The organism is Rhodocytophaga aerolata (assembly GCF_030503435.1).
In the GTDB taxonomy this organism is placed as follows: domain Bacteria; phylum Bacteroidota; class Bacteroidia; order Cytophagales; family 172606-1; genus Rhodocytophaga; species Rhodocytophaga aerolata.
Map to the genome: position 1 here is coordinate 65,469 of NZ_JAUKPO010000019.1, position 23,933 is coordinate 89,401.

Annotated in this window: 16 protein-coding genes; 6 read left to right on the top strand and 10 right to left on the bottom strand. The window is 43.3% G+C overall.

Translation table 11 applies throughout. The features are described 5' to 3' along the window. Positions 1 to 44 precede the first annotated feature (44 nt). From Q0590_RS24495 to Q0590_RS24515, 5 genes are all read right to left on the bottom strand, one after another. Positions 45 to 2,504: a glutaminase family protein gene (locus tag Q0590_RS24495; RefSeq protein ID WP_302040260.1), complete on the bottom strand. Its 2,460-nt coding sequence runs from the start codon at positions 2,502 to 2,504 to the stop codon at positions 45 to 47. Between the two features lie 66 nt (positions 2,505 to 2,570). Further along, on the bottom strand, positions 2,571 to 3,590 hold the full coding sequence (locus tag Q0590_RS24500) for a glycoside hydrolase family 43 protein (protein ID WP_302040261.1): 1,020 nt from the start codon (positions 3,588 to 3,590) through the stop codon (positions 2,571 to 2,573). A gap of 27 nt (positions 3,591 to 3,617) precedes the next feature. Then, complete coding sequence (locus tag Q0590_RS24505) at positions 3,618 to 5,216, bottom strand: glycoside hydrolase family 43 protein (RefSeq protein WP_302040262.1); 1,599 nt, start codon at positions 5,214 to 5,216, stop codon at positions 3,618 to 3,620. Positions 5,217 to 5,289: 73 nt separating this feature from the next. Next, on the bottom strand, positions 5,290 to 6,333 hold the full coding sequence (locus Q0590_RS24510; protein WP_302040263.1) for a hypothetical protein: 1,044 nt from the start codon (positions 6,331 to 6,333) through the stop codon (positions 5,290 to 5,292). Positions 6,334 to 6,398: 65 nt separating this feature from the next. Next, on the bottom strand, positions 6,399 to 8,258 hold the full coding sequence (locus tag Q0590_RS24515) for a glycoside hydrolase family 2 protein (RefSeq protein ID WP_302040264.1): 1,860 nt from the start codon (positions 8,256 to 8,258) through the stop codon (positions 6,399 to 6,401). Between the two features lie 612 nt (positions 8,259 to 8,870). On the opposite strand from Q0590_RS24515, the gene Q0590_RS24520 reads away from it, so the two are divergent. Further along, on the top strand, positions 8,871 to 10,484 hold the full coding sequence (locus tag Q0590_RS24520) for a M81 family metallopeptidase (protein ID WP_302040265.1): 1,614 nt from the start codon (positions 8,871 to 8,873) through the stop codon (positions 10,482 to 10,484). 159 nt (positions 10,485 to 10,643) lie between these two features. On the opposite strand, the gene Q0590_RS24525 is transcribed toward Q0590_RS24520, so the two are convergent. The 3 genes from Q0590_RS24525 to Q0590_RS24535 all read right to left on the bottom strand — a co-directional run bounded on the left by Q0590_RS24525 (position 10,644) and on the right by Q0590_RS24535 (position 15,846). Then, positions 10,644 to 11,021 carry an STAS/SEC14 domain-containing protein gene (locus Q0590_RS24525; RefSeq protein ID WP_302040266.1) on the bottom strand — a complete coding sequence of 126 codons (378 nt, stop codon included), beginning with the start codon at positions 11,019 to 11,021 and terminating at the stop codon, positions 10,644 to 10,646. 240 nt (positions 11,022 to 11,261) lie between these two features. Then, complete coding sequence (locus tag Q0590_RS24530; RefSeq protein ID WP_302040267.1) at positions 11,262 to 12,770, bottom strand: RagB/SusD family nutrient uptake outer membrane protein; 1,509 nt, start codon at positions 12,768 to 12,770, stop codon at positions 11,262 to 11,264. 19 nt (positions 12,771 to 12,789) lie between these two features. Then, complete coding sequence (locus Q0590_RS24535; RefSeq protein WP_302040268.1) at positions 12,790 to 15,846, bottom strand: SusC/RagA family TonB-linked outer membrane protein; 3,057 nt, start codon at positions 15,844 to 15,846, stop codon at positions 12,790 to 12,792. A gap of 545 nt (positions 15,847 to 16,391) precedes the next feature. Between Q0590_RS24535 and Q0590_RS24540 the strand changes: the two genes are divergently transcribed. The 5 genes from Q0590_RS24540 (at position 16,392) to Q0590_RS24560 (ending at position 22,012) form a co-directional block, all read left to right on the top strand. Beyond that, positions 16,392 to 17,558 (top strand): glycoside hydrolase family 43 protein, encoded by a 1,167-nt coding sequence (locus Q0590_RS24540; RefSeq protein WP_302040269.1) that lies wholly within the window; start codon positions 16,392 to 16,394, stop codon positions 17,556 to 17,558. A gap of 280 nt (positions 17,559 to 17,838) precedes the next feature. Further along, positions 17,839 to 18,084, top strand: a complete 246-nt coding sequence (locus Q0590_RS24545) for a hypothetical protein (protein WP_302040270.1) — start codon at positions 17,839 to 17,841, stop codon at positions 18,082 to 18,084. Positions 18,085 to 18,963: 879 nt separating this feature from the next. Beyond that, on the top strand, positions 18,964 to 19,737 hold the full coding sequence (locus tag Q0590_RS24550) for a hypothetical protein (RefSeq protein ID WP_302040271.1): 774 nt from the start codon (positions 18,964 to 18,966) through the stop codon (positions 19,735 to 19,737). 72 nt (positions 19,738 to 19,809) lie between these two features. Then, the gene (locus Q0590_RS24555; RefSeq protein WP_302040272.1) at positions 19,810 to 20,979 is read left to right on the top strand and encodes a glycosyltransferase family 4 protein; all 1,170 of its coding nucleotides are present in this window, start codon (positions 19,810 to 19,812) and stop codon (positions 20,977 to 20,979) included. 124 nt (positions 20,980 to 21,103) lie between these two features. Continuing rightward, positions 21,104 to 22,012 carry a hypothetical protein gene (locus Q0590_RS24560; RefSeq protein ID WP_302040273.1) on the top strand — a complete coding sequence of 303 codons (909 nt, stop codon included), beginning with the start codon at positions 21,104 to 21,106 and terminating at the stop codon, positions 22,010 to 22,012. A gap of 10 nt (positions 22,013 to 22,022) precedes the next feature. On the opposite strand, the gene Q0590_RS24565 is transcribed toward Q0590_RS24560, so the two are convergent. Both Q0590_RS24565 and Q0590_RS24570 read right to left on the bottom strand, forming a co-directional pair. Next, a complete protein-coding gene (locus Q0590_RS24565) occupies positions 22,023 to 23,126 on the bottom strand; it encodes an HTTM domain-containing protein (protein WP_302040274.1) in 1,104 nt (367 codons plus the stop codon). Further along, positions 23,108 to 23,620 carry a hypothetical protein gene (locus Q0590_RS24570; protein WP_302040275.1) on the bottom strand — a complete coding sequence of 171 codons (513 nt, stop codon included), beginning with the start codon at positions 23,618 to 23,620 and terminating at the stop codon, positions 23,108 to 23,110. The genes Q0590_RS24565 and Q0590_RS24570 overlap by 19 nt, the downstream gene beginning before the upstream one ends. Positions 23,621 to 23,933 lie beyond the last annotated feature (313 nt).

A 23,933-nucleotide genomic window follows, 5' to 3' on the forward strand; every position in this document is an offset into this window, starting at 1 on the left:
TATTGCTCATTGTTTTGTTTTTACAGATACCTACGTCCAAGCTGTTAGTTGGCAAATTTTTTCTCCAGCAGTTTGATAAAATACCCCCCTACCACACTTCTGGCCTGAAAGCCAACCTGCTTGCCGTTCGTTGTTTCATGCCAGTCACTGATGGGTACGCGGGAAGGGGTTTGTACAGCAAACTTATACACCGGATCTACGAATGCTTCAAAGTCTTTCTGGCTGGAGGCTAGCGTAGATGTCCAGATGATCCAGTCGGATTTGGTATAGGTTTTCCGGCTGTCTAAGGGCAAGCCATATTCATTTTGTTTGCTCAGGTAATACGTTACCTCTTTCTCGTAGACAGATTTAGGAAATAAATTTAAGCCCAGAAGCTTATCCCATACCAGGTTATACTTCTGGCTCCAAGTACCTTTTTTATCAAAGGTTAACGCATAATGATCGCCATCGTCGGCTAACTGCATCCACTTTTTAGCCATTTGAGCCGCACTGGCTTTGTATTTTTCGGCGGTGGCTTTATCGCCTAACATGCCTGCAAGCATGGCATAAGATCCCAATCCTACAATAGCTTTTACAGAAAGGTTGGCGTTACGGGCCAGGTGCCCGGCAAAATCATCAGTGCATAGCTGATTGGCCGGATCAAAGCCTTCTTTGCTTAAGTACTCGGCCCAGGTGGTTAAGGTTTTCCAGTGCGTTTTGGCATAGTTGGCATTCCCTTCGGTTTTGGCAATAGCTGCCGTCAGTATCAACATATTTCCGGATTCTTCTACTGGCATATCTTCTCCATAGGTTTGTCCATTGGCTAGCGGATAAGTTCCCAGATCATGCGCAGCAAAGGGTTTGGTCCATTTGCCACTTTCACTGTAGTAGAAAATGCCATTCAGCATACCCTTTAGCAGATCCGGGTTATAGGCCAGAAATAAGGGAGCCGATGGATAGGTAACATCCACCGTATTGATCGATCCATTGCTATAATTTTCTTTGGAAAGAAACAGAATCTCTCCCTGCGGACTTTTTACCAGCTTATGTGCAGCAATGCTCTGGCGGTATCCTAGCACACACAGCTTAGCATACTTTTCGCCTCCTGCTGCTACCGCTTCCTGATACATCTGTTTATTGAACTGCTCACATTGACTAAGTATCTTTTTATAATCTGCCGCTGCTTTGGCTAATTCTTTTTCCATGGTTTGCGAAGCATCCTGTTTCCACCAGGGCTTTAAGTTTTGCCCAAAATATTGCACCGGATTAATATCATCATAGCCCAACAGAAGTACTTGTTCTGTGGGTGTACTGCCTACTTTTCCTAGTGGTATAATCGTACGTAATGTCAGCTGTTTCCCTTCGGTAGGTGATTGTGCAGAAGCACTATTTACGCTTGCAAAAGGGTCTTCTGCCTGTGTAGCGGTCAGAATCAGTTGTTTAGCATTTGCTGCTCTTGGCAGGGCTACGTACATATAGCCCCAGTATATCCGCAGGTCGTCGCCTTTCTTCTGGAGCACTGGTTGTTCTTTAGTGCCTGCTTTCAGGATAGATAATCCGCCAGTAGACATTTGTTCGGCAGTTACCACTTGTGCAGGCGTATTTACAGCAATCTCTGTAGAGGCCCCTAATGAAAGGTCTACTTCGTGCGTTGCGCCATCGTTGGATTTTACTTGTGTGGTAATATAGGTTACTGGCCTGGCAAGCAGATTCAAATCACTCATTAATAAAGGAGAAGTGAAGGTAAGCGTAAGGTCTATTTTGCCGCAGGTGAACTGGTATATAGTTTGGGTGGCCTTGAGCTCTACACTTTTTTGCAAAGCTGTAAGCATGGCGGTGTTTGGTTTTGCTAGCGGTTCATGCACAATGCCAGCATCCAGCCACTGGCCGCCAGCCGTATTGGCCACATGCACAGCCAGAATGTTTCCTTCTTTTTTCAGCTTTTGCTTTACAGCTTCCGGAATGGGATAATATTGGTATTTGTTCAGCCAGCCTACATGGCTGTATATCTTTTCTCCATTCAGGTACACCTCTACATTATCGTCGTGGTTGAGTTTAAGGAACAGCTTATGAAAATTCAGATCAGGTAACGCAAAGGTCCGCCGCATCCAGATATTTTTGCTCAGCCATTCTGTTTTGGCCAGGGATTTATTGTCGCCAAAAGGAGCCGTGCCAGTTTTCCACTGGCTGTCGTTAAAAGCTGCATTCATCCATCCTTCGCCAGGTTCGGTTTCTGTGTATTTTGCCTGGTAGTTTTCTTCATCGGCGGCAGCTAGCACTGTCTGGTACACGTTTTCTTCTTTGCCTAAAAAGCGGTATACTTTCCCATCTACCTTTGCATAACCGGTTAATGAATGACTGCTGCCTGTCCAGTGTTTGGTAGGCGACGCATGCAGCGTATCGGTAGCAGACCAGATACTGAAATACGGGTCGTGGGTAACTAAAGGATAGGAAGGTGCCCGCATCTGCTGGGCTTGCAGGATAAAGCCCTGGAAGAGCAAAAAAAGCACAAAAAATTTCTTCATGGGTAAACGGAGGTTATATAGGTGTTCCGGCAGCAATAACTGTAATATATATCTTAAAGCAATTACCTATTTCAACGGCTGTTTGGCTACGCCTTCAAAAGTAATTTTTACCGGCTTGATCAGGCCTTTTTCATCAAACTCCATCTTGTCTATACAGGTTACCCGGTGGTTTCCGTCGGTTTCGCCTAGTGGCCTGCGGTGATACACAATATACCACTGGTCTTTACCCGGCACTTGCAACACCGAATGATGCCCGGCACCGGTAGCTACCTTGGGGTCTTGCTGTAAAATTTTGCCTACCCGTTCAAAAGGCCCGAAAGGAGAATCGGCCACAGCATAGGCCACTGAATAATTAGGGCCTGTCCATCCGCCTTCCGACCACATAAAGTAGTATTTGTTGTTGCGGATAAACATGATCGGGCCTTCTACATAGTTTTTGGGTGTGATTTCTTTAAAGGTGGTACCATCCTCAAAAGGAATAAAGCCAGTGAAGTCTTCCTTTAGTTTAACAATATTACAGTGCGACCAGCCGCCATAGATCATATAATATTGGCCGTCTTTGTCTTTAAACACATACTGGTCTATGGGCTGGGCTCCATTGTGTATTTCACCAATCAGGGGTTTGCCCAGGTGATCTTTGAAAGGACCGGCCGGATTATCGGCAACGGCTACCCCAATACCGCCGATTTCTCCTTCATGTACATCGTTGGCTCCGAAAAACAGGTAATACTTGCCTCCTTTTTCAATAATAGCCGGAGCCCACATTGCTTTTTTGGCCCATTTTACGGCTGCTGTATCAATAATGCGTGGGTGCTTGGTCCAGTTTACGAGGTCTGTTGAGGAGAAAGCATCCATAAATACTTGTTGTTCATATTTAGCGGAATAGGTGGGATAAATCCAGTATTGCTTGCCAAAGATGACGCCTTCCGGGTCGGCATACCACCCTTCAAAAATGGGGTTACCAGACTTGTTTTTTGCTTTTGTGTTGCCATTATTGGCAGAATTTTCCTTTTTACCTGCCGCACTTTGTGCCCAGGCAGCGGTAGTAAAACAAACGAAGGCACACAGAATAAGTAAATTTTTCATGCTTTGTAGAGATATTAACTTTATAAATTAGTGATACGTTAATGAAAATGAAGAAAAAACACCAGGCTGGCTTTCCTCTCCATACTGAAACAGACCTGCCCGGGCACTTCTGTCCCACTGCGGCAAAAAACTGCCATCATAAAAAGAATGCTCACCTGCTGGTTTTATCTCTGTCCAATCTTTTCCACCGGTCCTCCAGTAGAACCGGCACATAAATCCGTTTTCTACCAGTAGTTTTAGTTGTATAGGGGCTTGCATTACGGTTTCTTCTTTGATTAATTTGCGCTGATTGTTCTTTACTTCCCATACTTCTACCGTGTTTCCCTTTACGCCTATACCCACCGCCTGACTGGAATCGCCATATAACACCAGTCCTTTCAAGGCATTATTTTGGTTAACCACCTCTGTGATGATTTCATAATTGCCTTTTGCTGGCCTCACTGTTAAGGCAATACCTGTTTTATTGCCAGAAGCAACTTTTCCAGATAGATACAAATTACCCTTTTCTATGTTAGTGACTGGGGTATACGAACGGAAATTCCATTGCCAGAAACTGGAAAGAGAAGTTGCCTCAAATGAATCGATGAATTCGCAGGATTTCTGCTGGCTACTGTTAACAACAGGCATGGGGGTTTGTATACTAGGACTTTGGGCGTATTTAAAGTAAGGCCATCCGGTCGCCTCATCCCATAAGAGTTCATCAAGCATGGCTTGCCTGCCGGTATACACATGGTCATGGGAATTGTAGGCGTGGTAGAGGTAAAACGTACGTTTATCCGGTGTTTCTACCAGGGTTCCATGTCCTGGGCACTTCCACTGGTCATCTTTATCCAATAAGGGATTTTTCTCGTAGCGCACAAAAGGTTCGTTAATGGATTTTGCCCTGGCAACGCGGACATTATACGTGCAGCCTGAGCCACAACAAGCCCCGGCCGAATAGAACAGGTAATAATATCCATTCTTCTTCACCAGGCACTGGCCTTCTATGCCTTTTTCATCCGGACTTTCTTTCAATAACGTAAATGGCTGACCCTGCAATGTTAATCCATCGGAAGATAGTTTGCTAGCCAGTATTTCTATCGGGCGTTTATCCAGGCCATAGGCTTTCCAGGAGATATACAACTGGCCATTCTCATTCCATACATAGGCGTCAATGGATTCAGAGCCATGTTCCACTACTATGCCATGATCGGTAAAGCCTTTGCTCAGGTCTTTGGTGGAGGCTACTCCGATGCAGGATTTGCCATCGCTTTTGCGCTTTACGGTATAATACACATAGAAGGTATTGTTCTGATAAAACAATTCTGGTGCCCAGAAAGAAGACTGCATCCAGGCTGGTGTCGTAGGAAAAACATAGCCCATTGGCTCCCAGTTAACCAGGTCTTTGGATTGGAAAAGCGGATAATGCGGAGCCCATTCGGAAGAGGTACCTGTGGCATAGTAGGTGTCGCCTACCCGGATCACGGAAGGATCGGCAAAATCTCCGCTGATAACCGGATTGCGGTACGTGGCTTCCTGTTTAGCTGCCTTGTTGGATTGAGCCTGTAGATCTTGTACACAACCAAACAACACGAAGCCAATGAACAGGCATTTAAAAAGTATGGCTACTCTGACTGATAATTGCATTAACAAAGGTATAATCTTCCATAGAATCTACATTAGGGTTGCCAAAGATCTGGCAAATAAAAATCAAAAAGCTTTACCTGGCAGCCATTTCTTCAAACTGCCTGTCCAGGCTTTTATTTCTTTCCAGGCTCCGTTGAATTTGCTTTTCCAAGGGATGAATTTTTGGCATGGGGTATTCTGCCCAGAAAGCTTCGTTGTAAGGAAGTGTAAGTACTCGCAATTCCTGCATCCGGTCTGTTTTCTCTTTTTCTTTCATCTTCTTGAATTTGCCAGTATCTACCCTGTTTACCCACAAGGTATGAATATCCAGCTGATGCCCACCTATATCCTCATTTATGATCCTGGGAACTTTTACCTGGATATAGTCCGGATAGTAGCGGCCATCTATTTTTTTATACCGAACGTGCACCTGTTCTGTAAAATCATACCCGAATAGATAAATAGCTCGTTGATATTCTACGATTGCCAGATCACTCCTGTTAATTTTCAGATAGCTGGTGCCTTCCGGCATAAGCGCATCACTGATCAGGACATGAAAAATGGTATCGTTCTCCACAAGAGAGGTATCACGTATCCGGAAATTTATTCCTTCTGTAAAGCGGCCTAATGAGTTAAAAATTGTATGTGGGCTATTATACCCTCTCAACGAATTATACTCATACGTCCGGTGAATAGTATTACTACTGGCAACCTGATGTTTTACATGTTTGGCCAACCGTTGAGTTGAATTCCTGACAGCAATCACTACTTCTTCATCTATCTTTCCCCATTCCATGCTTTGCCGCTGTTGCAGTAATTTAACGTTGAGTGCACTGTGAGAATACGTGGTATAACTACTATCTTCCATTAAAAAAGCCGCCTCCAGCAAGTGTGTATACTCATTTTCATAGGTAGATACTTTCCGGTAAAAACCTTCCATCTGATGAGGCCTATCCGGATAATTTTCCGGAATACGGTCTATGGCTTTCTGGATAAGTTCTTTGGTCCGTAGATCAACCAGCGGTTTAGTAATTTCCTTATTTGTAGGTTTTCTGGTAATTGATTCAAGGGTTTCTTGCTGGGCAAATAGTAGGCAATTTCCCAGCAAGAAGGCCAGGAGCAGAAATAACTGTTTCATAGGACTGCTTTAGGTTAGTTTGAACAAGTAGGGTATATATATTCGGCTACTGAATGTACGCAACTTTATTCTTTCAAGCTACCCAATGCCGGATTATATAATTTGCTATGTACTTGTTTGAGTTTAGCTTCCGGCACTTTTATTACTTTCCGGTCGTAGGTCATCAGGCCGTTGGTTTCTACCTCTACATCGGTGGTTTGGGTATACACAGCGGCGGACAGTCCTTTGCCGATCATGCCTGCCAGGCTATTCATAAATTCTTCATATTTGGCAAACAGTTCATCGGCATTTTTGAAGCTCTGGTAGCCCCAGTTATCTTTCTGCTGCCAGGTATGGTCTTCCAGAGGTAAGCCCAATCCCCCAAACTCGCCTAATACAATAATTTGTTCTTTGCCAAACAAATCTGGCTGGGGCATGGCAGGCTCCGGGTAGTTATGCAGATCAATAATATGGCCTACTTTATGAAAATTACCTCCACTGGCACTGTTCACCAGGCGGCTCTTATCATAATCCATGGTCCATTTAGTAATCTCTTCGGTTTTGAACTGGCCCCAGGCTTCATTAAATGGCACCCATACCACAATAGAAGGAAAGTTATAGGTAGCATCCATAATGGCTTTCCATTCGGTACGGAATATTTGCTCAGATTCGGCTGTGCGTTCTTTTTCGGTGGCCCGCCCAATAATTCCCGGACGCGAATCCCACCGATTACCCATGTCGCCACTGGGCATATCCTGCCATACGAGCATTCCCAGCTTATCGCAGTGATAATACCAGCGGGCAGGCTCTACTTTTACGTGCTTGCGGATCATATTGAAGCCCATCTCTTTGGTCTTTTCAATATCAAACTTGAGGGCTTTGTCAGTGGGAGCTGTATATAACCCATCTGGCCACCAGCCCTGGTCTAAGGGGCCATATTGAAAAACAAACTGATTATTGAGCAGCATCCGCAGCATGCCTTTGCTATCTGGCTGCATAGAAATTTTCCGCATAGCAAAATAACTTTTTATTTCGTCTACTACTTTCCCCTTGCGTACTACAGCTATGCTTAGATCATAGAGAAACGGATTTTCCGGTGACCACAACTTTGGGTTATTTACCTGCAACACCGCTTCTGTATTGGCGGCAACTTCTTTTTCGGCTACCTTGGTTTTTCCATCCCAGGCCGTAATTTTCAGCTTATCGCCGGATTGCAGGTTCTGCACCTGGCTTTGGATTGTCAGGGTTTGCTTGTCAATATCGGGCGTGTGTTTAGTAGACGTAATATAGGTTTGGGGAACAGCTTCCAGCCATACTGTCTGCCAGATACCGGTAACTGGCGTATACCAGATGCCATGCGGATTTTTGATTTGCTTGCCGCGGGGTTGTGGCCCGTCGTTGGAGGGGTCCCATATTTTCACACTTACTTCCTGCTGGTTTCCCCCTTTGAGAAGTGGGGTGATGTCGAAAGAGAAAGGGTCGTATCCGCCCTGGTGTGCGCCTGCTTTTTTCCCGTTCACAAACACCTCACATTGCCAGTCGGCAGCCCCAAAATGCAGCAGCACCTTTCCTTTTTTAAAGTTTGCCGGTATGCTTATTGTCCGTTTATACCAGAGCAGGGTATCTTTTCCGGCTTTTTTTCCAACGCCAGATAAGGCTGACTCTACCGGGAATGGTACTAGTATTTGTCCGGCAAAGGCAGAGGGTTTGCTCTCTCCCTGCGATTTTGGTACTAAGGCATAGTCCCATAAACCATTCAGATTCATCCAGGTTTGGCGTATCATGTGCGGCCTTGGATATTCCGGTAAGGGATTGGCAGGGTTTACTTTTTCTGCCCAGGGAGAAGCAATTTTTCCTCCCACCATTTTCCAGCTGCTCTGCTGTGCCTGAATGAAGTAGAACTGGGTTAGCAGGAGAAGAATCAGAAAAGTACTGTACTTTTTCATAGGTAGTGAATAAGTGAAGATTATTTTCAGAAATACCTGTCCTACTACTACTTTCCGTATTGCCCGCGATTTGGGTGTAGTAAGTATTTCCAACTAAGGTTTATTGGGTACGAAGGTATTATTTATAGACACAAATTTCAATGGATATTTTATTTTCACAAGCGTAAGTCAATTCGTAGGGCTTAGATACAGAGCTGGAGCATCTATTCAAAGTTAACCCATGCAGATGGTTATACTTACTCCATTTACCTCTTTAGTGGCAATGCTTGTACGGACAACCGGTGAATACCTGTCTAATCCTCAAACTCAGTTTACTTTTGCAGAAGCCGATATTTTATAGCAGAATCCTTTATCAAACAGGTTTATGCAACGGATAGCCTTACTTTTGTTGGCTGGAAAGCAAAAACACTTTTTCTTGTCTTCTTTTTGGCAAAACACTAATCTTTCCTTAACCTTTGTAAGTAGGTACAGCCGTGTAGGTAGCTAAATAGTATAGTTTGTATGAGCAGATAATGAAATATTTCTCTGCATGTATAACACGGACCTGTCCTAGAAAAGCATCAGTTAAAAAATTTAACATAAACTTCCACTTAAACTTAGTTACGATTGTTCATGCGGCATACGTTTTTAGTAGTTATCTTAGCCTGGTTAAACATAGGTCAGGGGTTTTCTTTAGGAAATAAAAACTCTTTCATTCATCAGAGAACGCCTGCTTCCAGCGCAGATCCTTCCCAAACCAAGGCCCTTCCCCGGATTGCTATCGCCGGGCTGGCCATTGAGTCGAGCACTTTTTCTCCGGCACTTACCCATGAAGAAGCCTTCCATGCAAAATATGGGGCCGACGTATTTACCTCTTATCCATTTTTGTCCGCAGCTTCTCCTTACCATAAACGGGCAGTTTTTATACCAACGATCATTGGCAAATCCCTGCCAGGAGGAGCCGTTACCAGAGAAGCCTATGAATCGCTTGTCAGCAAAACCTTAGATTCACTGAAGAAAAACGGACCCTATGATGGGTTATTCTTCGATATTCATGGAGCCATGAGTGTAGTTGGCCTGGATGATCCGGAAGGCGACTTTATTGAAAGAGTCCGCAAAGTAATTGGCAAACAAACCATTATATCTACCTCCATGGATCTGCATGGAAATGTATCCTGGCGGCTGGCCTCCCATACTGACCTTATTACCTGTTACCGCATGGCACCTCACGAAGATGCCATGGAAACCAAACAGCGGGCTCTTGAAAACCTGCTGAAACGGCTTGAAAGTGGAAAAGGGAAACCTCAATATAAGGCATGGATACCTATTCCTGTTTTATTGCCTGGCGAGAAAACAAGCACCCGGATAGAACCGGCAAAAACTATTTATCAGGCAGTTGCGCCTGCTGCGGCTCAGGAAGGAATAGTAGATGCAGCCATTTGGGTAGGCTATGCCTGGGCGGACGAACCGCGTAATCATGCAGTAGTGATGGTAACTGGCGATGATAAAGCAAAAGTAACAAGCACAGCCGAAAAACTGGCCACCAGTTTCTGGAACGCCAGAAACGAATTTGCCTTTGTTGCACCCACAGGTTCCTTAAAAGAAAGCCTCGACAAAGCCATTGCCAGCAACAAGCGTCCCTTCTATATCAGTGATTCTGGCGATAACCCGACTGCCGGAGGCGCAGGCGATGTTACCTGGACATTACAGGAAATACTGGCCAGGCCAGAATTCAAATCCCCTAATGGTCCTTCCCTTATCTATGCCTCCATTCCAGGTCCGGAGCTGGTAAAAAAAGCCATCGCTGCCGGGGTGGGTGGAAAAGTGGAAGGAAATGCCGGAGCGGCAGTAGATGCACGTTTTGCTCCCCCGGTAAAGCTTTCAGGAACGGTTACCGCTATTGAGTATGGCGACAGGAATGCTGAGGTAGAAGTAGTAGTGAAGGTAGGCAGTGTATCGGTGATTGTAACCCAGAAACGCAAGCCTTACCACAAGGAAATAGATTTTACCAGGCTAGGGTTAGAGCCACGGAAAGCGGCCATTGTCATAGTAAAAATCGGGTACCTGGAACCTGAATTATATGCCATGCGGGCAGATTGGATTCTGGCACTGACGCCAGGCGGCGTGGACCAAAACCTGGAGCGGTTGCCCTATAAGCGGATCAAGCGGCCCATGTTTCCATTAGATAAAACGATGAAAGCCCCAGATTTAGCCGCTAAGCTTGTGCCCATCTCTGATCAATTATAAGTGTATTTAATGGTATCTATTCTTCCTTAGGTCTGCTTTCTTTCTACTTGCTAACAGAGGGAATTCTACAAATAAAATCCGGGTTGATGAGGGTTTTGGCTCACACATCAACCCGGATATACCATCTTCAGCAAAAAGCTTCTCTGCACGACCGCAGGCTTAGCACCGTTTTATCCATTCCTGGGCTTTTTCTACTCTGTCAAAGTATCCGATTGAAATTTGTGCGGCTAGTTTTTCATCCTGATTTGCTTTATTCATGGCTACTTTTCCGAATACATCTTTTGGCACGACAAAAGCCAGGTGTCGTAAGCCTTCCTGCATGGCTTTGCTATTCCATTCTTGCTGCAACCAGTGCTGGTCTGGAAGGCTCATTACGCTAAGTCCGGCAATATCAATAATTAGTTTATTGGTTTTTTTCTCTTTGAGTAAGGCTATTTCTTGCAAAGCAAACGTTCTAAACTGTTGAGAATCTACTCTTCCGGCAATGGTGGCAACAACCGTGTTGCTGGCTGCATCAAATATTAAATGAGTTTGCATAAAAGTGACTGTTTACTAGAATTAGTTTTGACTGCAAGACTATCCATTTTTTGAATCCCGGTACAAAGTCAATTAAGGCAATACCTTACCTGTGTAAACCCGGGTAGTTTTATAGATTCAACGGCAGCCTATATGTTTGCTAAAAAAGAAACCCGGTCCTCCTACAATTATAGGATAACCGGGCTCTGATTTTTATCTATTACACATTCACTAAAGAAATCTATAGTGCTGTACAGGTAATTACCAACCTGGGTTTTGCTCGATATTCGGATTAGTATTTAACTCATTCTGCGGAATTGGGAAATACGCATGTCTGGCAGGATCAAAGAACTCTCTTCCTACTTTGTCGCTATTCTTTATTTCCTGTTCCAATAATCCCCAGCGTTTCAGGTCATAGAAACGGTGCCCTTCGCGGAACAATTCAATCATCCGCTGATGACGAATTTCCGCCATCATCTCATCCTGCGAATAGGTTGCTGGCAGTTCAGCTAGATTAGCTCTATCACGCACCCGGTTAACTGGCGCAGTGGCTTCCACCACTTTCCCTTGCATGGTCAATGCTTCGGCATACATCAGTAACACATCGGCAAACCGCATAGCCTTTTCGTTGATTTCAGAGATATAATTACCATTAGGCTGTTCATTATCATTCCACCAGTTCTGGTACTTACGGATCATGGATTGATAACCAAAAACTAGTTTAAACTCTTTAAAAGGCCTGTTGTAATACATGGCACCAGGATAATCCCATACAATAGAAGCATACATCCGCGGATCATAATCTCCTGTTATTGTTTTCTCTTTCTCGAATTCAACAAACATCGTATCAGTCGGGGACACTTCAAACCAGCCGGCTACTTCTGTGGGTGCAAATTCCTGGGCAGTGGTTACCCCTAAAGCTTCATTGGCATTTTCACCAGCCCATGGTTGTACACCGCCTACATTCTGCAGTTGAATTTCAAACACCGATTCTTCGTTGTTATCAAACTCCGGACGGAAATTATCGGCAAAGTTTGGCCTCAGGTCGTACTGGAAAGGAGCAGACATAAGTAACTTAAATTCATTCTCTGCATCGGCCCAACGTTCATTGTATAAATAAGCCTTACCCAGGTATCCAATAGCGGCACCCTTGGTAGCTCTGCCTACCCATTTTTCATCGTACGATTCTGGTAAGCCTTCTTTTGCAGCTGTAAAGTCGCTGATAATCTGTTGCCATACCTGTGCTTCCGGGGAACTGGGCTGAAAATACTGGCTTTTATCAGTAGGCACAGTAGTTATAATAGGCACATTACCAAAATTAATGGCTAAATGAAAATAATTGAGTGCCCGGATAAACTGTGCTTCTGCCGTATACTGCTTTTTTGATTCTTCTGATATGGGAGCCGTTTGAGCATTTTCAATAATCTGGTTTGCCCGGAAAATACCAGTATAAGCCCCCTGGAATATAGAAGAGGGTGTTCCGGTAGAGGGAGTATTAGTAAACGTAGAAAGCTGATATAGTGCCTGTACGTCGTTACGGATAAAAAAATCATCGCCCCGTCCGTTGGTTAACTCAACACCCCTTACTCCCCAATAGCCATTATTTACATCCCGGAAAACTTTATACGTTGCTGCTAAAGCTGACTGAAAATCTGCATCGTTTTTCCAGAACGTTTCCGTGGTAATTACATTTGGATTCACTACCTCTAACTCCTTTTTACATCCGGCTAAGGAGAGAGTTATTAGAGAAATTATTATATATTTTTTCATGATATTAGCCTAATTAATTTTATAAAGAAAGTTGAAGCCCTAACATAGATGTTCTGGCCAATGGATAAGAGACATGTCCAAAATCCACTCCACGGTCGAAGATGCCTTGGCTTGTACCACCGCTATAGCGCCCCAAATCAGGATTGTAGCCATTGTACTTAGTGAGGGTAAACAGATTGTCAAAGCCTAGATAGACCCGGCAGCTGGTTATTTTCACCCGCTCCAGCAAAGCTTTGGGTAAGGTATAGCCTACTTGTAAGGTCCGCAATCTCAAATACGATCCGCTTTCCAGGAAACGGTCGGACGTACGGGAATTATAATTTGGATCGTTGATTACGGCTCTTGGGAAATCAGTAGGATTCTCTGGTGTCCAGGCATTCAAGGTAGATTTGCCATAGTTAAACTCCAGAGTCATACCTTCCAGGTCCTGACGTAAGCCATTATATATTTTATTGCCATGTGTTCCCTGGAAGAAAACGCTTAGATCAAAATCTCTCCAGCGGGCATTGCCACCAAATCCATAAGAAAAATCAGGATTAGGATTGCCTACATTCACCCGGTCGTCTTCTGAAATAATTCCGTCATTGTTGGCATCTACAAAGCGGATATCGCCAGGTTGGGCATTAGGTTGAATCAACTTTCCTTCTTTGCTATGTGCTGTTACTTCATCGGTATCATTGAAGATTCCATCGGTTTTAATCAGATAGAATGTACCAACAGGTTGCCCGGCCATAGTTATAGTAGCAGATGAGCCATGGTGCGTAGGTTGCCCACCAGAAATTTGCTGACTGCCGGAACCTAACTGATCAACCTTGTTTCGGATAGCTGTAAATGTACCAGTCAACTGATAAGAGAAATCATTAATTTCCTGGTTGTACGACAAAGCTAACTCAACCCCTCTGTTCGTAATCTGCCCGGCATTTACTACTGGGTTAACGGTAGAACCGGTAGATAAAGGCAGTGGCACGCGTAACAATAAGTCAGAATTTTTACGGATGAAGTAATCAGCAATCAGCGAAAGGCGGTTATTGAAAAAACCCAGATCAGCTCCAACGTTAATGCTTTCTGATTCTTCCCACTTAAGATTCGGATCAGCAAATGCCTGCTGTATAGCCCCTACCCATAACTGCTGATCCCGGCCAATTACATAATTCAGGTTACCAGGAATCGAAGCCACATACTGATAATCATCAAACTCCTGGTTTCCTAACAGCCCATAACTAGCCCTTAACTTTAACTGACTCACATAGGAGCGGAATGGTTCATAGAAGGCTTCGTTAGATAAATTCCAGCCTAGGGCCAAAGAAGGGAAATTGCCATACCGGTATGCTCTACCAAATCGGGAAGAGCCGTCGCGGCGGAAATTGGCTGTCAGCAGGTAACGTTGATCATACGAATATACAAAACGGCCAAAATAGGATTCCAGTACATTTTCACGTGCCAGGCCTCCAGAAGCAATATTAGTCGTTCCGGCATCTAAAACCTGGAGTCCGCCTGGCATACCGCTTCTAGAGCCATTTAAGCTACGGAAGGTGTTTTTCTGTAAACCAAAACCGGCCAGTGCCTGGAAATTATGTCTGCCAAACGCTTTATCATAAGCCAGAGTATGTTCCTGTAAGAAGAACGAAGTTTGATTCCGGCTTTCACTTAAATCACTGTTAAGGTTTTGGAATAAAGCACCTACCTGATAAGGAGCCGTATACGTATAGTTATAGCCAAATGTATTGGTATACCCTACATTGTATTTGTACTTCAAATTGTCGATCAGAGTAAGTTCAGCGAAAATGTTAGCCATTACTGTATTCGTGTTTACGGTAGGATCTTCCAGGTATAACTGGGCTACCGGATTAGCCACGTTTACCACTGGGCCAGAGGCACCTGAAAAGCCACCAAGTGCATTGGCATCATACACCTGAAACACCGGAATCATTTTAGTAGCTGAACCTACCGGGTTGCCACCTTGTCCGCCCCAGCCACCAGCCATGTTGCGCCAGTTTTCACGGGTTAGAATTACGCTCTCGCCTATTTTCAATCTGCCTTTGGTAAAATCTGTTTTTAACCGCAAGTTTAACCGGTTATAATCTGTTTTTCTTACGATGCCATTCTGATCAAAATAGCCGCCAGAAAGGCTATAGGTAAAATTATCTCCTCCCCCACTTACACCCAGTTCATAGCTTTGGGTGGGCGCTACCTGGTAAATTTCACTTTGCCAATCAGTACCTTCACCCAATGATTCAGGATTCTGGGCTATGTCTAACCTGGGCAATCCGGCTGCATCATGCGCTGCATTGCTCACTCTTGCCCATTCGGAAGCATTCAGTACATCTATTTTCTTGGTTACACTTTGTAATCCGGCATACACATTGAAATCAATACGAGGCTCGCCTTTTGTACCAGTTTTAGTTGTAATGAGTACTACGCCATTGGCTGCCCGTGATCCGTAAATAGCGGCGGCAGAGGCATCTTTCAAGATATCAATAGAGGCAATATCAGATGGAGATAAATTATTGATATTCGTCACTTGTACCCCATCTACAATATATAAAGGATCATTATTGTTGAACGAACCTGTACCCCTTACTAAAATCCGAACACCAGAACCAGGGCTACCGCCGGACGATTCAATGTTTACACCAGCCACACGTCCCTGCAGGGATTTTTGAATGGTGTTTACCCCTTGGGTACGAAGTTCTTCAGCTTTAATGGAGGCCACGGAGCCTACCAGACTCTGCCTGCTCTGCGTACCATAGCCCACTACTACTACTTCGCTTAAGGTCTGGATATCTTGTACCAGGGATACATCAAGGGTAGTGCGGTTGTTGATAGGCACTTCCTCAGGTGTATAGCCGATATAGGTAAAAATTAATGTGCCATTTCCATCTGGCACGGTTAAGGAATAATTTCCATCCATGTCGGTAGAAGTACCTGTTGTGGTACCCTTCAGAACAACATTCACCCCGGGAATGGCTTCATTCTCGCTGGTGACTCTTCCTTTGATTGTTAAGTTTTGCGCGTAAGCAACTGATGTGATGCAAAGGCAACTTATCCATAGCAGGATTTGTAAGCGCTTTTTCATAAAATAAGAAATAGGTTAAATAAAAAAATAAAAACCGGACTTAAGCGCTATAGCTCGAGTTTATGACTTGTGGAACTCAAAAAAATAAGTACCTATCCCAGTCCGGAACAAGCTCCAAATATAGGCAGGTTCTATTGAAATAAATCAATATAAAATATAAAAAATTGCCTTAAAAAGCATAAATTCCATTTAAAATTAAAATGAATATTAAAATAATATAGTTATTAAGCATGTATACATACTAATAATAATTCAAAAAAAACTTGACATTGCTAAATAATAATTAGCAAAATATTGTCACCTAATCTTTTAACTGTCGCACTAGCAACGGTTTATTAAGAGTAGCTAGGTAAAATAAGCTGAATTACAAACCCTTCTACTTACAGGGTAACTAGATAGCCTGCAAGTAGCATATACCGGCACATAAGTTTTCTGTACAATTCTGAATTACGTTTGTGCTCAGGCCAGCAAAAAAAAGGTATATTAAGGGTAGCGGACGCAGCTAAAGAAAAAATAGCTACATTTAGCAAACTTTAGCAGTTACCATGAAAAAATCACTCCTCTTTTTTATGCTAGTCACCGGACTGTCTTTCTATCATGGGATGGCCCAAACTACTCAACCGGCAGCTTCTAATACAGCTACTTTTTCTAATCCTTTGCCTGTACAATTTGGTGATCCATACGTGTTGTACACACAGGATACCTACTACCTCTATGGGACTGGCGGAGGAGCAGACAAGGGGTTTGCCGCCTATTCATCAAAAGATCTGGTAAGCTGGAAGCCAGAAGGACAAGTGTATTTTCATGATAACAAGAATGGCTGGAGTGATCCGGATGCGGACTGGGGCGGAGCTTACTGGGCACCTGAAGTCTATGAGGTAAAAGGAAAATTCTATATGTTTTACAGTGCCCAATGGAAGGTAAATCCCACCAAGGAAGTAGAAAATTTCCGGATTGGGGTGGCAGTTGCCGACAAGCCAACCGGACCTTTTATTGATATGACCAACAAACCTATTTTTGATCCTGGCTATCCTATTATTGATGCCAATGTATTTTTTGACACGGATGGCAAAGCATATCTGTATTATTCCAGGGCTTGCTACAAACATCCGGTGGAAAGTGAAGTAGCCACATTAGCCAGGGAAAAAGGTTGGTTCAAGGAGATTGAAGAAAGCTGGGTGTATGGCATCCAGCTAAAGGATGATTTTTTCGGGGTTGTCGGCCAACCGGTACTCTTGCTGCGCCCACCTACTTCCTTAAGCGACAAGCAGGCAGAGTGGGAAAGCCGTTCGGTTACGGCCCGTGAAGTAAACCGCCGCTGGACAGAGGGTTCTGTTACGTTTAAAAAAGACAACACCTATTACATGATGTACTCCGCGAATCATTTTGGTGGAGCGCATTATGCCATTGGGTACGCTACCGCCAGCTCACCACTGGGTCCATATAAAAAAGCAGCGAACAATCCGGTGTTACAGAAAAATACAGATAAAGGGGGTGTTGTATCAGGCACCGGACACAACAGCATTGCGTACTCGCCCGACGGAAAAGAGATGTTTTGTGTGTACCATGGCCGTACAGCCAAAACCGGCGAGGAAAGAGTCGTATTTATTGACCGTATGCAGGTGAAAAATGGCAAATTAACTATTTCTGGCCCTACTACCACCCCACAAAAACTACCTTCCGATGTAAAAACGGCGCTTAATACCAATTAATGGTGTAGAAAGGCTTTCCTTCTCATCGTAAGACCTGAATAAAAAATCGGCCTCTTTAAAAACAACAATGGGTTAGTAGGTAGGGAAGTAATAACGCACCAAGAAAAATTTTAGCGTACCTTATCTGCATCCTATTGTTTTTTACTTAATTTAAAACGCTACTCTCTATTCCTGGCCGCATGAGGTACCAGGCTGGCAACTAGCATTTCAACTTAATAGTATGAACACGATCCAAACTTGCTTTTGGCACGTATACGTTTAACAAATTATCTGTTTTTATATGGCAAAACCTTTTAGCAGCAGAATTAATAAGCTCAACCAACTTAAGAAACGATTAAGGTTAGATAACCAGAAACTAGTAACCTATATGGACTCGCCGCTGTCAGTGCATGAAGTAGAGTTGATTCTGGGTGCAAATGATACGATTTATTTAACCCAGGAAAATGTGGAGATGATTGAAAAAGCCATCGAAAAAGCACTGGCTGAACATGAACGGAACCTGGATGATACCCAAAAGAATCATTAACGGAAAGCAACTTAGCTGCAATTAATAAGCTACTGCTAGTATGTTTCAGCTACGCCTGCCATTTAGTTTGTCAGCTGGTATATGAGTAAAAGAGATTTTCTCCTGCCTGGGAGTTGCAGCCCTCCCCACCTGTTTACTGCCAATAACTTATTTTTCTCTGTGTGAGACCGTAGCCAAGCTGGTAATGTGCAGGTTGATTTATCCCAACCTGCTCTGTACTTTATTTTTTCTACTAAATAAAAGCTGGCAACTACTCACATATGGTGCTTGTTTGCCTACTCCGCCCTGGAAAAACGATGACTGATAGAGTTACATCAAAAAAGCAGAAAAAATACTTATTTTTAAAGTGTAACTAAAAACCTGGTTTTATTGTATAAATACTTGGATTAGCACAAAATGCACATATTCCACGTATACTGCCTTTAGTTCCTAGCTTATTTTAGATGTATCCTCAGGTAAGTTCCATTAAAAGCTTTTGATAGTAAGCTATGAGCAGCGCATAAGATACGCTCACTATAACGGCAGGTAGACAGAGCGTCTTCTGCAAATTATTGCTAGAGCTACCAAAGGAATAGATTCAAATTATCCTTTGGATGTGCCACTGTTTTACTTAGGAATTTCTTCCTTTCCAGATAGTATACAAGCAATAGGTTCTGCTTCGAACTAGTTCGTGTAAAGGCAAGGGTTACGATTCCGTTTTACAAGGTCCTTTTATCCTATATATGTATTTGTAGATTAGCATTGCTGCTTTTCAGCTATCTAGTCAAGTTTCAGGAAAGAAAAGCGAAAAAATAAATATAAAAATGCTTATAATTTATTGACTTATGTGTATATTCTACTAACCTAATACACCACCTAATTTTCAAAAAAACACCTTCCATGGAAAAGCCTGTTAATTTATTTTGGACCAGTGGATGGGATTCCACATTCAGGTTGCTCGATCTGCTGCTGGTGCAACAAAGAACTGTACAACCCTTTTATGTCAAAGATCATTTACGCAAATCGCTCCACATGGAAATACAAACCATGGAAAAGCTGACTGGTATGATCTTTAAGAAAGCTCCTCATACAAAGCAACTTCTGCTTCCTACCAAATTTAAAGATTTAAAAGGCATTAAACCCAATGAGCAGATTCAACAGCAGTATGCCCGCTTAAAATCAGTAAGACACTTGGGTGCGCAATATGAATGGCTGGCTTGTTTTGCGGAGGAAGAAAAATTGTACGACCTGGAATTAGCTATTGAAACACGAAGTCCTGGATTCTTTACAAGCTATGTGAAGCCGGAAATAATAAAAATTCATGATGGCAAGGCTGAAAATTTTAAGATAACGGATCTACCCCGTAATCCGGATATTTCCCTATTTCAGTATTTCCGCTTTCCCATACATGAACTGACTAAGTTAGACTTACAGCAACTAGCCATCAAGCATGATTTTATTGATATTATGAATCAAACCTGGTTTTGCCATTCCCCCATACATGAGCAACCCTGTGGCTTATGTATGCCTTGCAAAGCAACCATGGAAGAGGGCCTTGGCCGGCGTATACCGCTACAGTCTCAACTAAGGCATTTTGTGTATACCAATGTTCGCATGCCCATTAAGCACTTGCTTAGTACTGCTACGAAGGGAAAAGAGGTGACCATAACCTAGTAAGGATACAGGCTATACGAAAGCTATCCATATGTTTTTCTGTGTTGAATTTTACCTCTTACCTATTGTAGAATGAAAATTGGGATTGCAGCTCCAGTACCTTTACATCTGCTTGATGTTGATTTTAAAGGCAATTTACTGCCCGACACCTACAACCGTGTACCTATTACAGCCCTTTTAATAAATGCATTGTTACAAAGAGGGTACGAAATTGTAGTATATACTACCTCCTGCAAAATTATGGAGCCTGTAATTATTGAAACAGACAGAGTAACTGTATGTGTTGCGCCTTACAAACCTCATCCAGGAAGAGATTTTTTTAGATCCATTCGTCAGGATTTAATTCAGCTAATGAAAAAATACCCGGCTGACCTGATTAATGCACATTGGTCCTATGAATATGCCTGGGCGGCTTTAGGTACAAACCTACCAGTAGTAGTGACGGTGCGGGATCATGCCCTCACTATTCTCAAATACCATCCTATTCCTTTCCGCGTAGTCCGGTGGCTGATGAATGGCATTGTATTGTCAAAGGCAAAGGAGCTTACTACTAATTCACATTATTTGTTTAAGCTTCTAAGTAAAACCGAGCAGAAAAAAACGACCATTATCCAAAACTTTTACCCCAAACTTATTGAGAATTATTTCATTAGCTATGAGAAAAAGCTCGATTACATGGTTTCGGTTAACAATGGATTTGGCAAGCGGAAGAATATCGAAAATGGCTTGTTAGCTTTCCAGCAGATCAGAAAAAAATACCCTTCGCTCACCTATTACCTACTGGGCCATAATATGGATGCAGAAGGCTTAGCCTATCAATATGCCAAAAAACACAACCTTACCCAAGGGGTAGTTTTTATGGGCCCAAAATCCTATACAGAGACTATGGAGATGATAGCTTCAGCAAAGCTGCTTTTACATACCTCCCGGGAAGAATCTTTTGGAAATACGCTGCTTGAAGCAATGGTGCTGGGTACCCCTGTAGTGGCAGGCAGTAAAAGCGGGAATGTTCCTTTTTTACTAGGGCATGGCAAATACGGTGTATTATGTGATGTTGATTCAGTGAATGAGATACAAAAGGCTGCAGAAAAAATCCTCTCTAACAGCACATTTGCTAATCAACTAACAGGTGAAGCAAACAGGTACGCCACCGCTAGCTTTAGTGAAGATTCGATTGTAGAAGCGTATATAACTATGTATAAAAAAGTGCTGAAACTAAAATCCTATGACGCCGTCTATTAAATGCCTAAGCTTATTCACCACAGCAGTAAAGTTTAGAAAACAGGCCGTTCCTACTATCCTTACCTGGCGGATCTCTGGCATCTTGTAAAACCTCTTTCGTATCACACAATAAACGGCTGCACCCATGAAACTTTATCATACAATCCGGGAAGCGTATAATACCTATAAAGAGTCTTTGAACTACTGGCTCATATTCGCTAGCCTTTCCTATAAAGGAAAACAGGAAAGAAAGACAGTGGTGTTTTACCCGGAACTGCCCCGCAGCCGCCATATTCTGGGCCGTATCTTCCGCATTCTCCGGTATCAGATTACAACCGATTTACAAGCGGCCGGCAAAGCTGCCTTTGTTGTGAGCTGGGAAGACACGACTTTTCGCAGGCAACTACCTGAGTTACTGAATCTATCCGCCAACCGGCTTGTGATCAACAGTGGCAGCCTGGATATCAGTAAGACCTATGTAGATACTACCTTCGGAAAAGTATTTGGCTACCAAACCCTGATTGACCCTACTACCTACCAGGGTTTGTGTGTAAAAAAAGGGGATATTAATGCTTTGCATAACGGAAGTATTGTAGCTTGCCCGGTTGCTTACCCCGAAGACGGATTTATTTATCAGAAGCTAATTAATAATCAGACAGGAGTGTTTATTGAAGACATACGCGTGCCAGTGTTTTTGCATGACATACCATTTGTCTATGTAAAAAACCGGCCTGTCGATAGCCGCTTTGGAAGTAAAAACACCAAGTGTGTAATGGTGCCTACGCATCAGGTGCTCAGTGCAATAGAGGTAACAAACATTATAGAGTTTTGTAAACAAATGCGGCTCGATTATGGCGAACTGGATGTATTGCGCGATAGAGAAGATGGAAAAATTTATATTGTGGATGTAAATAATACACCTGGAGGGCCTCCGCATAATTTATCGCGGGTGGATGAAATACGGGCCCTGCGAAAATTAACGGCTGCATTTATCAAAAACTTTATAGAAGCTGCTCCGGCTAAATCTACCAATACAGCAGTCATTCAGCAATAAACATACACCTTTACCCAAGTGAAGACGTCCGGGCCTGCCTTCGGGCCACTACTTTGTTAAAGCCAGAGAGCAGTGTGCGGTACACCCATTGCCAGTCGATCAACAACAGACATAGTAATTGGAACTTTAAAAAACGCAAGTCCATCAAAAATCCAATCGTTTGATGCATAGCAATAGCTCCTACCAGATACAGCAGTTTTGGCCAGCCCGAGGTTAAAAGAAGTATACTGCTGAGTTCAAAAATAACTGTAGCAATGGAAAGGGCCGTAATGATAAACCGGTTAGAGGCTATAAATTTTCCTATTTCCATGCGAGACACATTGCGCTGCTTGTTTCCCCAGGAGTAAGTATAAATGCCAAAGCCATCTTTCCATTTTTTATCGGCTGGCACAACAGCAGGACCCATAAAAATAGGTCTGTGCCCGGCAATATTGGGGCTGGCTTGGCCATTGAGGTAATGTGCCAAGGTTTTCCCATCTACCCACTGTATACCTCCATATCTGATTTTTGAAAAACCAGCTGTAAAATAGGTACACGCCAGCAAAATCATGATGAGCCGCAAGCCCCAAACCGGTACCCGGGGCCCAGGCAAAAAATGATACAATGGTTGGGTAGTGGTCAGGCTTTTCTTGTGTAGCAGCCAGCCAATAAGCCTGTCTACAGAAAATGCCATAGTGCCGGGAGCAAAAGCCAACACAAGCAATACCTGCGAAACGAGGCCCATTTCATGATCGAAAACCCCGGTAGCGTATTGCACATCAAACACATAAATGTTGGCTAAGCCAAACAGGACTAAGGCCGGGCGGGTAAACAAACCAACCATGGCACAGCAACCCACTAAATAATAGCCTATGGCAAAAGGCAATTGTAGTTCTGGTGGCAGTGGAAAGGGAACAGCTAACAGTTTGAGTAAGTGGCTGGGTGTATGCAACACATCAAAAGCAGGCCCTAAAGAGGTAATCCGGTGCATAAGGTAATACCTGCTGGCTGTTTGTAGCAGCGTGAGCCCTACCAGAAGTATGCGGATCAGGCCAAGTTTGTGCGGATTTACCTCGGCGAAAAAGTAAGAGTTGAAGAAGGATAGTAGCTTGTGCCTTACTGCCGGTTTGTCCATGTATACTGAAATTTGCCTGTTGAAACATCAAAATATCCCAGGGTATGTTTTTCTGTAAGCTGATAGTCTGCATTGTATTGATGTACTTCCAGGCGAACGGTCTGGATGCCAAGCGTATCGTGTTGTAAGTAACCAAAATAAGAAGCGAAAAATAGTTCTAACCGCCTGATGAACTGCTCTTGGGTATCGTGTTCAAAGTGACTGAAGGAACTGGCTTCCATGGATCCATACACCTTATTGAAGAAAAAACGCCTGATCACCCGGTCTTTTGAGGGTAAAGGGCTTTCATAAGAAGGATACAGGAAAGTTTCCTGATGCCCTTTTTGCCCGATAAACTCAAAATCATAAAACAGGGTAGTTTCATCAATATAATGGGCAAACATAGGTGCATGCGTAAACGGAAACGACTCATGGCCGCTATACATCACATACAAATTAGGCAGCAAAAAAGCCACCATCACCGACACAGCATATACTTTTTGTGTTGCTTTCATCAGCAGTGCGGAAGGGGAAAAAGTAATCGAATATATAATTTATTTCATTTATTATCAAGCACTTCCTTTTTTTGCTAAAGCCGGTCTACACGGGATACACTGCTGCTAGTTGAAACATGCAACTAGGTTGAGATTTTATGCATCAGTAGCTATTGTTGGAGAGGAATAAGCATAAATAAAATCACTTACTTTGCTGTTTCTACAAGCTTATCCACTATATTTAACTACATACAATAACCAGTTGTACACAGACACCTATGGCTGGCTGGTTTCCAAGCAAACTCCAGACAGGAGCTGTTTTGCCTTTTGTCTG

Excerpts from the sequence above, each read along its gene's own strand:
- Q0590_RS24495 (WP_302040260.1), bottom strand. The coding sequence starts at position 2,504 with ATGAAGAAATTTTTTGTGCTTTTTTTGCTCTTCCAGGGCTTTATCCTG.
- Q0590_RS24500 (WP_302040261.1), bottom strand. The coding sequence starts at position 3,590 with ATGAAAAATTTACTTATTCTGTGTGCCTTCGTTTGTTTTACTACCGCT.
- Q0590_RS24505 (WP_302040262.1), bottom strand. The coding sequence starts at position 5,216 with ATGCAATTATCAGTCAGAGTAGCCATACTTTTTAAATGCCTGTTCATT.
- Q0590_RS24510 (WP_302040263.1), bottom strand. The coding sequence starts at position 6,333 with ATGAAACAGTTATTTCTGCTCCTGGCCTTCTTGCTGGGAAATTGCCTA.
- Q0590_RS24515 (WP_302040264.1), bottom strand. The coding sequence starts at position 8,258 with ATGAAAAAGTACAGTACTTTTCTGATTCTTCTCCTGCTAACCCAGTTC.
- Q0590_RS24520 (WP_302040265.1), top strand. The coding sequence starts at position 8,871 with ATGCGGCATACGTTTTTAGTAGTTATCTTAGCCTGGTTAAACATAGGT.
- Q0590_RS24525 (WP_302040266.1), bottom strand. The coding sequence starts at position 11,021 with ATGCAAACTCATTTAATATTTGATGCAGCCAGCAACACGGTTGTTGCC.
- Q0590_RS24530 (WP_302040267.1), bottom strand. The coding sequence starts at position 12,770 with ATGAAAAAATATATAATAATTTCTCTAATAACTCTCTCCTTAGCCGGA.
- Q0590_RS24535 (WP_302040268.1), bottom strand. The coding sequence starts at position 15,846 with ATGAAAAAGCGCTTACAAATCCTGCTATGGATAAGTTGCCTTTGCATC.
- Q0590_RS24540 (WP_302040269.1), top strand. The coding sequence starts at position 16,392 with ATGAAAAAATCACTCCTCTTTTTTATGCTAGTCACCGGACTGTCTTTC.
- Q0590_RS24545 (WP_302040270.1), top strand. The coding sequence starts at position 17,839 with ATGGCAAAACCTTTTAGCAGCAGAATTAATAAGCTCAACCAACTTAAG.
- Q0590_RS24550 (WP_302040271.1), top strand. The coding sequence starts at position 18,964 with ATGGAAAAGCCTGTTAATTTATTTTGGACCAGTGGATGGGATTCCACA.
- Q0590_RS24555 (WP_302040272.1), top strand. The coding sequence starts at position 19,810 with ATGAAAATTGGGATTGCAGCTCCAGTACCTTTACATCTGCTTGATGTT.
- Q0590_RS24560 (WP_302040273.1), top strand. The coding sequence starts at position 21,104 with ATGAAACTTTATCATACAATCCGGGAAGCGTATAATACCTATAAAGAG.
- Q0590_RS24565 (WP_302040274.1), bottom strand. The coding sequence starts at position 23,126 with ATGGACAAACCGGCAGTAAGGCACAAGCTACTATCCTTCTTCAACTCT.
- Q0590_RS24570 (WP_302040275.1), bottom strand. The coding sequence starts at position 23,620 with ATGAAAGCAACACAAAAAGTATATGCTGTGTCGGTGATGGTGGCTTTT.